Here is a 14,429-nt window from a genome sequence, read left to right as displayed (position 1 = left end):
ATGATTACTTTTGAATTGTACTTTTGAGATTTATATTTAACAATTTATGTGGCTAATAGTAGGATAACTTATGAGTGAGTTAAAGATAGACACCAGACTTTGGTCATCTAAAGCGCGTAATTTGTCACCTTACGTTCCTGGTGAGCAGCCTCAGCATGAAAATTTATGCAAATTAAATACCAATGAAAACCCATTCCCGCCGTCACCAAAAGTAGGCGAGGCAATCGCAAAAGTCCTAGAGCAGCAAGCGGATGATCTGCGTTTATATCCAGCGCCTGAGTCTGATGATTTGCGTGCCGCATTGGCACAACTCTATGATATTGATATCAACCAAGTGTTTGTTGGCAATGGCTCTGATGAAGTATTGGCGCTAGTATTTGCCAGCTTTTTCCTGAAAGAGCGACCTATTTTAGCACCTGATATCAGCTATAGTTTCTATCCAGTCTATGCGCAGACCTTTGGTATCGAGCTGGTACAAATCGCCTTGGAAGAAGATTTTAGTATTGATCCTTATGCCTATCGCCAGCCTTGTAGCGGCATCATCATTGCCAATCCAAATGCCCCAACTGGATTATTATTATCGCTTGCCGATATTCGTAAGCTGGCTAGTGAGCACTCAAATTCAGTGATTGTGATTGATGAGGCTTATATTGATTTTGCGCGGGCAGCTGACGGTAGCTCAGATGCAGAAATTTCAGCAGTGAGCCTGATCAATGAGTTTGACAACATTCTTGTGACCCAAACTTTTTCAAAGTCACGTTCGCTTGCTGGATTGCGCGTCGGTATGGCTTTTGGTAATGCCTCATTGATTGAAGCCTTAACCCGTATGAAAAATAGCTTTAATAGCTATCCACTGGATAAGCTGGCGCAAGTAGGGGCGACTGCCAGTGTATTGGATGTTGAGTATTTTACCCAGACCTGCCAGCAAGTCATCGACTTACGCCAATCTCTCACAGCAGAGCTGACAGTGTTAGGTTTTGATGTGTTGCCATCGCATGCCAACTTTGTTTTTGCCCGTCCTAAAGGCGGTAATGCCAATATGGTAGCGAATGCGTTACGTGAGCAAGGTATCATCGTCCGTCATTTTGACAAGCCACGCATCAATGAGTATTTGCGTATCACTACCGGTACAGTAGAGCAAAACAACCGTTTGATAGATGCTATACAGATGTTGCAGAAAGAGGCTGAAATTATTGCTGATTAATATCTGGTTCGCGATTTTGACAGTTAATAATTGAATGACGATGCTTATATTGATAAAAAGCCTGCCAACATCATGTTGCGCAGGCTTTTTGATGGATTTCTCCGATCATCTTTTTAGAACAATTTTAAGGGTATTTGTGGGTATTTTCTTGAGTTAAAACGCTTAATAGATTACCGACTTTATCCAAACATTCTTGGTATTCAGCATCGCAATCAGAGGCGACAGTGATACCACCGCCTGCCCATAAGCTAATATGTCTTTTTTGATCCAACTCATTATGTGATGAAGTGTTAGCTTGCAGCGTACGAATGAGTACATTCCATTGACCACTACCATCAAAGTTCATATAGCCCAATGTGCCGCAATAAGCACCGCGCGGTGCAGTTTCTAGCTCAGATATAATTTCAACCGCCCGCTTTTTTGGGGTGCCAGTAATCGAGCCAGCAGGCAAACTACCAAATAAAACGGCGAGTGGGTGAGTGTCCGTCTGTAATTCTGCGGTAATGGTGCTGACCATATGGTGCACATTACTAAAACTCTCAATCGCGAATAACTGCGGCACTTTTACACTGCCTATCTTGGCATATTTACCCAAGTCATTACGCAATAAATCGACAATCATCACATTTTCGGCGCGATCCTTTTCACTATCAGTCAGTTGCTGTTTATAAGCATGGTCTTGTTGAATATTGGTGCTGCGCGGCATGGTCCCTTTGATGGGCTTAGTGATGATATGGTGCTTGCCAGTATCGATATCCTTGGTAAATGTAAAAAACAACTCAGGCGAGCAGCTCAATAACTCAAACGGATGCTGGGACGTATTATCTTTGATTTCACGGTTAAAGGGATTAACCGCTAAGTATCCAGCAAAAGGTGCTTGGGTATTACGATGTAAAGCAGGCAAATAATCAATCAGCATCGGCAAAGTGCCATTATCACTAGGATTATGATCAAAAAAACCTTGCCATTCTTGGGTTAGGTTGATTTGATAACAGTCGCCTTGCTGTAGATATTTTTGGGTTTGATTGAATGCTTGTTGATAGTCCTGTTTGCGCCATCGTGATTTCAATACTACAGGAGCAGGCGTTGATGATGCTGTCAGTTGCGTTTTATTGAGACAGTCATCAGCCAGCTTTTTATCTACTATATTTAAATAAGAGACAAGTGCCGTGATCATTTTATTTTTTTGCTGACTATTAAAGTCGTTTTCAGAGTCGTTAGCAGTTGCCTTTATCGTTAATTTCCAACCTGTGTTGCCATCATTTCCATCAGGTCTTAGGTAAATATCATAATGTCCTAATACGGCACAAGGCTGTGCTGCTCGCTCAATTTTGGCGGCCGGGCTTAGCTCATGAGCCGCAATATCATAACCAATAAAACCTATCAAACCATGATGATAACTTGGTTTTTCATTTAAATCGCTTACTGATTCTGGGTTTTCATTATCAGTATCATAAGTTTGACTATAACTGATTAATTCATCTTGCCAGTCGCTATAACTCATATGAGTGATATCATTGTGAACGGCGTCACGGCAGGTTTTTGTGACTTGATAAAGGGCTGCTTGTTCGTTCGAGTTTGACGTTTTTTCAGCACAATCATAAACAAACCAGCTTACTTTTGGCAATAAGCCAATCACTGGTTGACCATCATTGTTGAGCCAAACCAATTGCCAGTTTGCCTCAGTATCTTGTGCGATCAAATACTGCTGTAGCAGCGGCATAAGTTCTGCAGACGATAGGTCACCAAAACGCCAGCTAGGTTTAGTAGCTGGCGATGGATCAGACATCATTTGCTCAGTTTTGAGAGGATGTGCTACGAGCATAGTTAGGCGTCAAACTTTTTAATGATTAATGTGGCATTAGTACCGCCAAAGCCAAAGCTGTTGCTCATTAGCGTCTCAAGCTTGGCTTCACGCATTTCGGTGACAATATCAAAGCCTTCAGCCGCAGGGTCTAAATTATCAACATTGATACTGGGCGCAATGAAGCCTTCTTGTAACATCAATAAGCAATAGATTAATTCTTGCGCACCAACGGCACCGAGGCTATGACCTGTCATAGATTTGGTAGAGCTGATCGCAGGTACTTGACTGATATCATCACCAAATGCTTTAGCAATGGCTTTAAGCTCAGTGATGTCACCAAGTGGCGTACTAGTACCGTGGCTATTGATATAGTCGACAGTTTGCAAACCAGCTTCGGCCAGTGCTTGCTGCATACAGCGCAGGGCACCTTCACCACTTGGCGCAACCATTTCAGCGCCATCAGAGCTGGCACCATAACCGACGATTTCAGCCAATATGTTGGCGCCACGTGCTTGCGCATGCTCTAGACTTTCAACCACTACCATCGCACCACCAGCAGCAATCACGAAGCCATCACGATCTTTATCATAAGCTCTTGAGGCGCGCTGCGGTGTCTCATTATATTGCGTACTGACTGCACCCATGGCATCAAACATACAAGACTGTGTCCAGTGTTCCGCTTCGCTACCACCCGCGAGTATCACATCTGCTTTGCCCAACTGAATAAGTTCAGCCGCATGACCGATGCAATGGGTCGACGTCGCACAAGCAGAGGTGAGCGAGTATGATACGCCTTGGATTTTTAAACCTGTTGCCAATGCCGCTGATACTGAGCTGCCCATTGTTTTTGGCACAGCCATCGCGCCGACACCGCGCAGACCTTTATCCCGCATGGCATCTATGGCATTGACAATATTCTCTGTCGATGCGCCGCCAGAGCTTGCGACCACGCCCACGCGTGGATTATTATTGATGGTTTCAAGCGACAAACCAGACTGCTCAATGGCGTTTAAAGCACTGACATAAGCGTATAGACTGGCATCACTAAAAAACCGCTTCAACTTACGATCGATACCACTGGTATCAAGCGTCGACTGGTCGATACTGCCGCTAACGTGTGATTTAAACCCATGCTCAGCATAAGCCTCATTAAATGTAATGCCAGACTGCCCTTGCTTTAGAGCGGCAGTAACCGTGGCTAAATCATGTCCGATACAAGAGACAATCCCTGCTCCAGTGATAACAACGCGGCGCATATTCTATTCCTTATGAGTAACGATTTTTCACAATTATTTTTAATAATCGTTTTTAAGTATGTATTTCTATTATTTAATATTAGGGTGTATTGAGCGTCAAAGCCTCATTTTACAATCATTGTGATGATCATAGTAAAACTATATGCTTGGTAACTGATTATCTATAAGTAACGGACTACTTATAAATAGAAGTACAAGTGTACTGTGAGTTATGGCACATGATAACGTATCGAGCGTCCAAAATCTTTGTACAAGTGCAAAATAACGACAAAATCGCGCTTGCTGTCTAAAGCCATCTAAAAAGACCATTTGATTGAAGACAGCTTATAAGATGGTATCAATCATACATCAAGTGATACTTTTGGATACAAAATTTGTGATTGCGATAACATTGTTAGCACTGACATCGATTATAGTGATTGACTAGAATGGCACATCTATTATTATAAATCGCTTACAATAAAACAAAATTACTCATCACATTAAGGACATCACGATGGCGAAGCGTAGTACTCTCTCTAAAGGTATCACTACCGTTGGCTCTTTTACTCGCAATAATCTAGAGCGCATGGGCGCTATGATTGATAGTATGAACGCTAAGACGGGAAAACCGCGTCAATACAAAGCAGTCAACTTAGGCGATGAAGACTATCAGCAGGATTTATTCCGTGAGCAAACGTTAAAAGCCACTCAGCAGTTGTTAGGGCCACGTTTTGCCACCTATGGTAAATATGCCAAAAAAGTAGTGCCAAACAGTTTCTTTCAGTCGACGGTCGATGGCGCTTTTGCACAAGTGGCAAATCTTGCTTCTAACTGGAGTCAGATCGATTTACCTAATGAGCATCGTTTCGCCAATATCGCAAGCTTGGATGATGAAGAGCGTTATGCATTAGCTACTGATATCGCCAATCAAAATCGTGCATTGGCAACGATAGGGGGCCTAACAGGTTTGGCTGGGCTTCCTGGTTTACTGGCTGATACGCTTTGGCTTTTATTGGTATCATTACGTACCGTCTATCAGTTGGGTGCTGTCTACAATAAACCACTCACAGGTAAGCAAGGCGTCAAAATGGCATACGAGCTGCTAGCGAATGCTGATCTGAGCAAGATGCAAGAAAAACAAGCATTGCTAGCAGGTATTGGTATCGGCAAAGGTTTATTGGATAATGCCCAAAGCAGTGGTCTACATAATGAGCTAAAAAACCTAGGTCTAAAGGATAAAAACGTCAACTTTTATGCAGAACAAGTTGACAGTATTGCCAGTCAGGTCGGTATAGATTTGGATAAAATCAATTTAACGTGGATACGCAAATTCTTACCAGTTACTGCTGTTATCGTTGGTATGCGCTACAACAGCCAGCTCATTGATGAAGTGATTGGCGTGGCTCAAGCGACTTTTGCCCCAGAAGCCAAACTTGCCAATCGCGCAATCACTGATGATAGCGGTAATGAAGCTAAGGTAAACAAAACAGCTGACAATGACAAGCAGCAAGATGCTGAGAAAGAGTCAAGCAAGGATACCGATAGCAAGAAAGACACTGCTGAAGAAAAAAACAACCATCAAGAAGCTGATGAAAAGATCGTGAAAGAAACGCAGAAAGACGACAATGACAACAATGACAAGCAAGGCAGTCAGAACAAATCCTCTGACAGCAAATCAAACAAGACGGCTAACAAGAAAAGCAAATAAGGGCGTCTAAATAATCAGACTTAAGTACCTTCTGTCTTAAGCCAGCTTATATCATAGAAGGATTATGAGCTGGATATCTACTATCAATTTTGGCGATAGTGTCTTCTTTCTCTTGAAAAACAAGATAATATCGCCATTTAGTATTTATAAATTGCTATTTATTTATAGTTAAATATCCTATTTAAATCGTTCGTGACGCTACTTTCGATATACTCTATGACAATCTACTTTTCAGCTGATTTTTAACTAAAATAGATAAAGTGTTATAGTAGTAGGGTGAATGCATATCTATCAAATGTTGTAAAGTGCAATCACGCATAAGTGGTTGAAATAGCAGCAACAACTCTTTATAATACACTGTCCTAAAAATGGGTGTACCAAAATCTGTCATTAAAGTCAGATGGATGGTGCGTTTCCCCATTTTTTTGTTTTATACCAAACGGGAGAAGGATGCCTCATGGCAACAACTAACCAATTGATTCGTAAAGGTCGCAAAACCATCAAGGAAAAGTCAAAAGTTCCTGCGTTGGAAGCGTGCCCACAACGTCGTGGTGTATGTACTCGCGTATATACTACTACCCCTAAAAAACCTAACTCAGCCATGCGTAAAGTATGTCGTGTACGTTTGACTTCAGGCTATGAAGTATCAAGCTACATCGGCGGCGAAGGTCATAACTTACAAGAGCACAGTGTTGTTCTTATCCGTGGTGGTCGTGTAAAAGATCTACCAGGTGTACGTTATCACACCGTTCGTGGTGCATTAGATTGCGCAGGCGTTAAAGACCGTAAGCAAGGTCGCTCTAAATATGGTGCTAAGAAGCCTAAAGTTTAATAACTAATCGTTATTAGCTAAGCTTTTTTATACCAAACATTAACTGTGCATGGGTCTGGTGTTGACAGTATTATTAAATTAGTAATTCACTGTTAAAACATACCGCCGTGCAGTAAGGCTGACTGACAACTCGATATAACGCCATCCAATATTAATTGGTGCGAGATTGTGAATGTCAGACACTCCTGAAGAAAAGGATTATTATTATGCCAAGACGTCGCGTCGTTGCTACCCGTGAGATCCTACCGGATCCTAAGTTTGGTAGCCAAACTGTTGCAAAATTCATCAACCATGTAATGAGTCATGGTAAAAAATCTACTGCTGAGCGTATCGTATACGGTGCACTTGAAACAGTAAGCGAAAAACGTAAAATCGAAGATCCAGTATCTTTCTTCGAAGAAGTTTTAGAAAATGTACGCCCAATGGTAGAAGTGAAAGCTCGCCGCGTTGGTGGTGCAACCTACCAAGTACCAATGGAAGTACGCCCCTCCCGTCGTACTGCCTTGGCTATGCGTTGGTTAGCTGAAGCTGCTGCTAAGCGTTCTGAAAAATCAATGGCTTTGCGTTTGGCTGGCGAATTGAATGATGCTGCTGATGGCAAAGGTGCTGCTATGAAAAAGCGTGACGAAGTTCACCGCATGGCAGATGCTAACAAAGCGTTCTCTCATTACCGCTTCTAAGCTACTGTCTATTAGTAGTAGCTTTAGATTAGCTGGCTGAAGTCAGCTCATCTTACATTGTTATTTATTCTATTGATTGCCGCCATCGTTTATCTTGTTGTAAGTAGTTTTTGACTATCAACAACGAGATGGCGGACATCTATCAAGATGTCTCTCTTAATTAAGTATGCTTGTCACAAGAGAGCATCCCAAATCTGATGCCGCACTATTCTTAGTATTTGCTCTTTTTTTGTCCGTATTAGGCTCAATAATCAGTAAGTAATATGAAGCTGACCGCTTTGTCATAGAGTATGAGGTAGAGACACAATACATTATTATATACACGACTTTTCCTAGGAAAACACTATGGCTCGTAAAACTCCCCTAAAACGCTATCGCAACATTGGTATCTCAGCGCACATCGATGCTGGTAAGACAACCACTACTGAGCGTGTTTTATTTTATACCGGTGTTAGTCACAAACTTGGTGAAGTACATGATGGCGCAGCCACTATGGACTGGATGGAGCAAGAACAAGAGCGCGGTATTACTATTACCTCAGCAGCGACGACTTGTTTTTGGTCAGGTATGGCAAAACAGTTTGACGAACATCGTATCAACATCATTGACACCCCAGGTCACGTTGACTTCACGATCGAAGTTGAACGTTCTATGCGTGTACTTGATGGCGCTTGCATGGTTTACTGTGCAGTAGGCGGCGTTCAGCCACAGTCTGAGACCGTATGGCGTCAGGCAAATAAATATAAAGTTCCACGTCTTGCATTTGTAAACAAAATGGATCGCGTTGGTGCTGACTTCTATCGTGTTATTGAGCAGATCAAAACTCGTCTAGGCGGTAATCCTGTGCCATTGGTTATTCCAATTGGTAAAGAAGATGATTTCGAAGGCGTTATCGATCTAGTTACGATGAAAGCTCTTTATTGGGATGAAGCATCTCAAGGTATGGAGTTTGAAGAGCGCGAAATCCCAGCTGAACTACAAGAAAAAGCAGAAGAGTATCGTGAGATTCTTGTAGAAAATGCGGCTGAAGCAACAGAAGAATTGATGAATGAGTATCTAGAAAATGGTGAGTTGTCTGTAGAGCAGATTAACACTGCTATTCGTCAATTGACTATTGATAACCAAATCATTCCATTACTTTGTGGTACTGCCTTTAAAAACAAAGGTGTACAAAAGATGTTGGATGCGGTTATTCAGTATCTTCCAGCACCAATGGATGTACCTGCTATTAAAGGTATCCTTGATGACAAAGATGAAACTGAAGGCACTCGTGAAGCATCAGATGACGCACCGTTCTCAGCTTTAGCATTTAAAATCATGAATGACAAATTCGTTGGTAACTTAACCTTCGTTCGTGTTTATTCAGGTGTTTTAACGCAAGGTAGCAGCGTTTATAACCCAGTTAAAATGAAGCGTGAGCGCGTTGGTCGTATCGTACAGATGATGGCTAACTCTCAAGAAGAGTTGCAAGAAATCCGTACCGGTGATATCGCTGCATTGGTCGGCATGAAAGACGTAACGACTGGTGATACGCTATGTGATGAGCAAAATGTTATCACGCTTGAGCGCATGGAATTCCCAGATCCAGTTATCAGCCTAGCGGTTGAACCTAAGACCAAAGCTGACCAAGAAAGAATGTCAATCGCTTTAGGTCGTTTGGCGAAAGAAGATCCATCGTTCCGTGTCCATACTGACGAAGAGTCTGGTCAGACAATCATCAGTGGTATGGGTGAGCTGCATCTAGAGATTCTTGTTGATCGTATGAAGCGTGAGTTTAACGTTGAAGCGAACATCGGTGCGCCGCAGGTTGCTTATCGTGAAACGATTCGTAACACAGTTGAGCAAGAAGGCAAATTCGTACGTCAGACTGGTGGTCGTGGTAAATTCGGTCACGTTTGGTTACGTCTTGAGCCACTTGATCCAGCGGGCGATACTGAATATGAATTCGCTGAAGAAGTTGTTGGTGGTACTGTACCGAAAGAATTCCATGGTGCTGTTGATAAAGGTATCCGAGAACGCATGAAAAATGGCGTACTTGCTGGTTATCCAGTGGTTGGCGTAAAAGCGACCTTGTATGACGGTTCTTACCATGACGTCGACTCGGATGAGCTATCATTTAAGATGGCTGGTTCTATGGCATTCAGAAAAGGCTTCATGGCAGCAGATCCAGCGCTACTTGAGCCAATCATGAAAGTTGAAGTTGAAACGCCTGAAGATTATATGGGCGATATCATGGGCGATCTTAACCGTCGTCGTGGTTTGGTTCAGGGTATGGAAGACCTACCTGGCGGTACTAAGCAGATCCGTGCTGAAGTGCCATTAGCAGAAATGTTTGGTTATGCCACACAAATGCGCTCAATGTCACAAGGCCGTGCTACTTATTCAATGGAATTCCAAAAGTACGCTGAGATTCCAAAATCAGTTGCTGCTGACATCATCTCTAAATTCAACAATAAAGATGATGACGAGTAAGTAATCGTCTATTAAATATGACAATGTAGCTATTATCTCTATGTTGTCATAGAAGAATACGCCAATAATTGGTTAAAAGACTTGTTATTGGCGGTGATTTTCTTATAATATCTGCACATTAGTATGTGTACCCTTTTAACAATTATCTTAAAGTGGTCAGGATTGTTTGAGTTATCGTATTGATACGAACCTAGCATTTGACCCCAAAAAAAGAGGAAATACCCATGGCAAAGGCCAAGTTTGAACGCGTAAAGCCACACGTCAACGTCGGTACAATCGGACACGTTGACCACGGTAAAACAACCCTAACAGCTGCCATCGCAACGGTAGCAGCAATCACCTCTGGTGGCGAAGCCAAAGACTACGCGTCTATTGACTCAGCACCAGAAGAAAAAGCACGTGGCATCACCATCAACACCTCACACGTAGAATATGACACCCCAGCACGTCACTACGCTCACGTCGATTGCCCAGGTCACGCCGATTATGTTAAAAACATGATCACTGGTGCTGCTCAAATGGACGGCGCAATCCTAGTCGTATCAGCAACTGACGGCCCAATGCCACAAACCCGTGAGCACATCCTGCTTTCACGTCAGGTTGGCGTACCGTACATCATCGTATTCATGAACAAATGTGATGTTGTTGATGACGAAGAATTGCTAGAACTCGTAGAAATGGAAGTTCGTGAACTTCTTAATGACTACGACTTCCCAGGTGATGACACCCCAATCATCCATGGTTCAGCGACTGAAGCCCTAAAAGGCTCACAAGAAAAATACGGCCAACCAGCGGTTGTAGAACTTCTTAACGTTCTTGACACCTACATCCCAGAGCCAGAGCGTGACGTTGACAAAGCATTCCTAATGCCAATCGAAGACGTATTCTCAATCTCAGGCCGTGGTACTGTTGTAACAGGTCGTGTTGAATCTGGTATCGTACGCGTAGGCGACGAAATCGAAATCGTCGGTATCCGTGACACTCAAAAAACCACCTGTACTGGTGTAGAGATGTTCCGTAAACTGCTTGACGAAGGTCGTGCAGGTGAAAACTGTGGCGTACTACTACGTGGTACTAAGCGTGAAGACGTACAACGTGGCCAAGTACTAGCTAAGCCAGGTTCAATCACTCCTCACACCAAGTTTGACGCTGAAGTTTATGTATTGTCAAAAGAAGAGGGTGGTCGTCACACACCATTCCTAAACGGCTATCGTCCACAGTTCTACTTCCGTACTACTGACGTAACTGGCGCAATCCAATTACAAGACGGTACTGAAATGGTAATGCCTGGTGATAACGTTGAGATGGGCGTAGAGCTTATCCACCCAATCGCTATGGACAAAGGTCTTCGCTTCGCAATTCGTGAAGGCGGCCGTACTGTAGGCGCTGGTGTTGTTGCTAACGTACTAAACTAATCTGTCAGTCTCAGTAATGAGCTTATAAATTAGTCATAAAAAAAGCCATCCTTAATCAAGGGTGGCTTTTTTTAGATCAAATGATCAGGAAATATGGTTATTCTTCAGTAGTATGATCAAACCTTTCGTTGTCTTAGCAACATGATTAGCCAGTTATACCTATAACGTTTATAATTTACTTTCCAATCTATTGTAATTCTAAGCGGAGCTTGCTATATTAACGCTGCTTCTTATTAGCCGCTTACATTTCCATTTTGTTAAAGTAATGATGATTCAGTAGCACATTCAAATAAGAGCAAAACTAGGTAAAAATAATAATTTTATCGCTAAAGGCTTGCATTTTATATCAAATATTGTATAATGCTGTCCTTTACACCCATAGGCGATTGGCTCAATTGGTAGAGCATCGGTCTCCAAAACCGAGGGTTGTAGGTTCGAGTCCTACATCGCCTGCCATCTTCTTATCACATCTTTGTTATACCTCACCATCTCCGAAGCGAGTTCTTTATGAGCAATGATCAAGATAACCTCGAGACTAAGTTATCTGATGCCAAGGCGGGTGCTGGTGGAATGCTGTCTAAAGGTAAGCACATCTCAGCGGGCAATCAAACAACTGCTGTTGAAGTGGCTAAAACAGGTTCAATAAAAGATGTGGTACTGTGGCTACTTGCCGCAGCAGTATTAATCGGGGCGACGTTAGTTAATCAGTATTTACCTGGCTATTGGCAACCTGCCAATGATGTCTGGGTACGTATTGGTATTATCGTTGCCCTTATTGTATTTGCCTTAGTATGCTTGGCATTAACGCATCAAGGCCGCGCTTTTAAAATATTATTGAAAGACGCTGCTGTTGAATTGCGCCGAGTGACATGGCCAGGTAAAGATGAAACGTTTCAATATACCTGGCAGGTCATTGCCATGATTGCCATTGTTGGTTTTCTGGTTTGGTTATTAGATAACTTTTTCAATTGGTTCGTTGGCATCTTTATTGGTTAGTCGCACGTATTAGTGAGTCTTACCCCAAAATTTAATTATAATGATCAGGAGCGTGATATGCGTTGGTATATTGTCCAAGCGTTTTCAGGATATGAAAAGCAAGTACAGCGTTCATTAACTGATCGTATTAATCGTAGTGACTTTGCTGAATCATTCGGTGACGTATTGGTTCCTACTGAAGAAGTCGTCGAAATGAAAGACGGCAAAAAGCGTAAGAGTGAGCGTAAGTTCTTTCCAGGTTATGTATTGATCCAGATGGAAATGAACGACAATACTTGGCATATCGTTAAAGAGTGCCCACGTATTATGGGTTTCATCGGTGGTACACCTGAAACACCAGCGCCAATTACGCAAGTAGAAGCAGATCGTATTTTAAACCGTTTGAATCAGACTGAAACCGACCCACGTCCTAAGACTCTATTTGAGCCGGGCGAAGAGCTGTTGGTTATCGATGGTCCATTTACTGACTTTAAAGGGTTGGTAGAAAAAGTGGATTACGAGAAGTCTAAACTACATTTAACGGTAAACGTATTTAATCGACCGACTCAGGTCGAGCTTGAATTTAGTAAAGTTGAGAAACTAGACTAAATCAGCAAAAAAGTTCATCAACCGGGGAGCTGTTAGTCAATAAGGTTTATATACAATATTGATTTGGCGCTATTACCCATTTAGGAGAAAATCATGGCTAAGAAGATTGATGGTTACATCAAACTACAAGTCCCTGCAGGTAAAGCAAATCCTTCACCACCGATTGGTCCAGCATTGGGTCAAAAAGGCGTGAACATCATGGCGTTCTGTAAAGAATTTAACGCTGCGACCTCAAACCAAGAGCCGGGCCTACCGATTCCTACTGAGATCACTGTATATAGCGATAAGTCTTTTACTTTCATCATGAAGTCACCACCAGCTGCATACTTACTACGTAAGGCTGCTGGTATCGCTAAAGGTTCTGGTACACCAAATACCGCTAAAGTCGGTAAAGTTGACCGTGCACAACTAGAAGATATCGTTAAGACCAAAGATGCAGATTTAACTGCTGCTGATCTTGATGCTGCTGTTCGTACCATCGCTGGTACTGCACGTTCAATGGGTATTACCGTGGAGGGTGTGTAAATGAGCAAGCTAACCAAACGTCAAAAAGAAATTCAAAGCCGTATCGTACATGAAAAGCAGTATACAGTTGAAGAAGCGGTTCAAATCCTAAACGATTTACCACCTCTTAAATTCAAAGAGTCAATTGATATTGCGATTAACTTGGGTGTTGACCCACGTAAATCTGATCAAGTGGTTCGTGGCGCTACCAACCTACCTGCTGGTACTGGTAAAACCAAACGCGTTGCTGTATTTGCTCAAGGTGCTGCTGCTGAAGCCGCCAAAGAAGCTGGTGCAGATATCGTTGGTTTTGAAGACTTAGCAGAATCAATCAAAGCTGGTAACATGGACTTTGATATCGTTATTGCTGCTCCTGATGCAATGCGTGTTGTTGGTCAACTAGGTACTATCCTAGGTCCACGTGGTCTAATGCCTAACCCTAAAGTCGGTACGGTTACGCCTAACGTTGCTGAAGCGGTTACTAACGCTAAAGCCGGTCAAGCACAGTATCGTGTAGACAAAGCAGGTATCATCCACACGACTATCGGTCAAGTTGGTTTTACTGCTGAGCAAGTAATCCAGAATGCTGAAGCACTGATTGCAGATTTAAGACGTGCTAAGCCTGCTACTTCTAAAGGTACTTTCATTAAGAAAATTACCTTGTCTAGCACGATGGGTCCTGGTCTAAGTATTGATCCAGTTCCATATCGCACAGCAAAATAATTATATATGTGCCTTTATTTGACGATTTTAAATAAAGGCTGCAAAAATATTTTAAAGAATTAGGTCAGCGTAGCAAACGCTATGCTGTCTAAGACCGTAGGTAGAAAGCGGTTTTACGTTTTTATTAATTGTTTTCGGATCATTAGTAATAACAACGAGCTGCTTTTGTTAATCGACGAAAGATGAAAATCTCAATTGTCCTACGCAGACGGTGACCCACCCAGTTGTTGATAAGAGCCGATAGTTCAATCTATCACTTGAT

General features: G+C 42.5%; 12 protein-coding genes and 1 tRNA gene. 11 read left to right on the top strand and 2 right to left on the bottom strand.

From position 1 onward, the window contains the following. Nucleotides 1–70: 70 nt before the first annotated feature. Entirely contained in the window at nucleotides 71–1,204 is a 1,134-nt protein-coding gene (gene hisC, locus JMW94_RS06100; RefSeq protein WP_201602926.1) for a histidinol-phosphate transaminase, read from the top strand. Between the two features lie 124 nt (nucleotides 1,205–1,328). On the opposite strand, the gene JMW94_RS06095 is transcribed toward hisC, so the two are convergent. Both JMW94_RS06095 and JMW94_RS06090 read right to left on the bottom strand, forming a co-directional pair. Beyond that, a complete protein-coding gene (locus JMW94_RS06095; protein ID WP_201602923.1) occupies nucleotides 1,329–3,029 on the bottom strand; it encodes an anthranilate synthase component I family protein in 1,701 nt (566 codons plus the stop codon). A 2-nt stretch (nucleotides 3,030–3,031) separates the two neighbouring features. Next, nucleotides 3,032–4,267 (bottom strand): beta-ketoacyl-ACP synthase II, encoded by a 1,236-nt coding sequence (locus JMW94_RS06090; RefSeq protein WP_201602919.1) that lies wholly within the window; start codon nucleotides 4,265–4,267, stop codon nucleotides 3,032–3,034. Between the two features lie 496 nt (nucleotides 4,268–4,763). Between JMW94_RS06090 and JMW94_RS06085 the strand changes: the two genes are divergently transcribed. The 10 genes from JMW94_RS06085 (at nucleotide 4,764) to rplA (ending at nucleotide 14,167) form a co-directional block, all read left to right on the top strand. Then, nucleotides 4,764–5,957, top strand: coding sequence for an EcsC family protein (locus tag JMW94_RS06085; protein WP_201602916.1), 1,194 nt, complete (start codon nucleotides 4,764–4,766; stop codon nucleotides 5,955–5,957). Between the two features lie 457 nt (nucleotides 5,958–6,414). After that, the gene (rpsL, locus tag JMW94_RS06080) at nucleotides 6,415–6,789 is read left to right on the top strand and encodes a 30S ribosomal protein S12 (RefSeq protein ID WP_011281154.1); all 375 of its coding nucleotides are present in this window, start codon (nucleotides 6,415–6,417) and stop codon (nucleotides 6,787–6,789) included. A 206-nt stretch (nucleotides 6,790–6,995) separates the two neighbouring features. Then, complete coding sequence (gene rpsG / locus JMW94_RS06075) at nucleotides 6,996–7,469, top strand: 30S ribosomal protein S7 (RefSeq protein WP_021814163.1); 474 nt, start codon at nucleotides 6,996–6,998, stop codon at nucleotides 7,467–7,469. A 345-nt stretch (nucleotides 7,470–7,814) separates the two neighbouring features. Beyond that, on the top strand, nucleotides 7,815–9,941 hold the full coding sequence (gene fusA, locus JMW94_RS06070) for an elongation factor G (RefSeq protein ID WP_201602913.1): 2,127 nt from the start codon (nucleotides 7,815–7,817) through the stop codon (nucleotides 9,939–9,941). A gap of 224 nt (nucleotides 9,942–10,165) precedes the next feature. Continuing rightward, nucleotides 10,166–11,356, top strand: a complete 1,191-nt coding sequence (gene tuf, locus JMW94_RS06065; RefSeq protein WP_055124836.1) for an elongation factor Tu — start codon at nucleotides 10,166–10,168, stop codon at nucleotides 11,354–11,356. Between the two features lie 380 nt (nucleotides 11,357–11,736). Further along, a tRNA-Trp gene (locus tag JMW94_RS06060) sits at nucleotides 11,737–11,812 on the top strand. A gap of 51 nt (nucleotides 11,813–11,863) precedes the next feature. Further along, nucleotides 11,864–12,352, top strand: a complete 489-nt coding sequence (gene secE / locus JMW94_RS06055) for a preprotein translocase subunit SecE (RefSeq protein ID WP_201602910.1) — start codon at nucleotides 11,864–11,866, stop codon at nucleotides 12,350–12,352. A gap of 57 nt (nucleotides 12,353–12,409) precedes the next feature. Continuing rightward, nucleotides 12,410–12,940 (top strand): transcription termination/antitermination protein NusG, encoded by a 531-nt coding sequence (nusG, locus tag JMW94_RS06050; RefSeq protein WP_045443893.1) that lies wholly within the window; start codon nucleotides 12,410–12,412, stop codon nucleotides 12,938–12,940. A gap of 93 nt (nucleotides 12,941–13,033) precedes the next feature. Next, nucleotides 13,034–13,465, top strand: coding sequence for a 50S ribosomal protein L11 (gene rplK, locus JMW94_RS06045; RefSeq protein WP_010201717.1), 432 nt, complete (start codon nucleotides 13,034–13,036; stop codon nucleotides 13,463–13,465). Next, nucleotides 13,466–14,167: a 50S ribosomal protein L1 gene (gene rplA / locus JMW94_RS06040; RefSeq protein WP_045443901.1), complete on the top strand. Its 702-nt coding sequence runs from the start codon at nucleotides 13,466–13,468 to the stop codon at nucleotides 14,165–14,167. Nucleotides 14,168–14,429 lie beyond the last annotated feature (262 nt).

The organism is Psychrobacter immobilis, from assembly GCF_904846185.1.
In the GTDB taxonomy this organism is placed as follows: domain Bacteria; phylum Pseudomonadota; class Gammaproteobacteria; order Pseudomonadales; family Moraxellaceae; genus Psychrobacter; species Psychrobacter immobilis_B.
The sequence above is the reverse complement of the archived record's forward strand: the minus strand, read 5'-3'. Positions and strand labels throughout refer to the sequence as shown.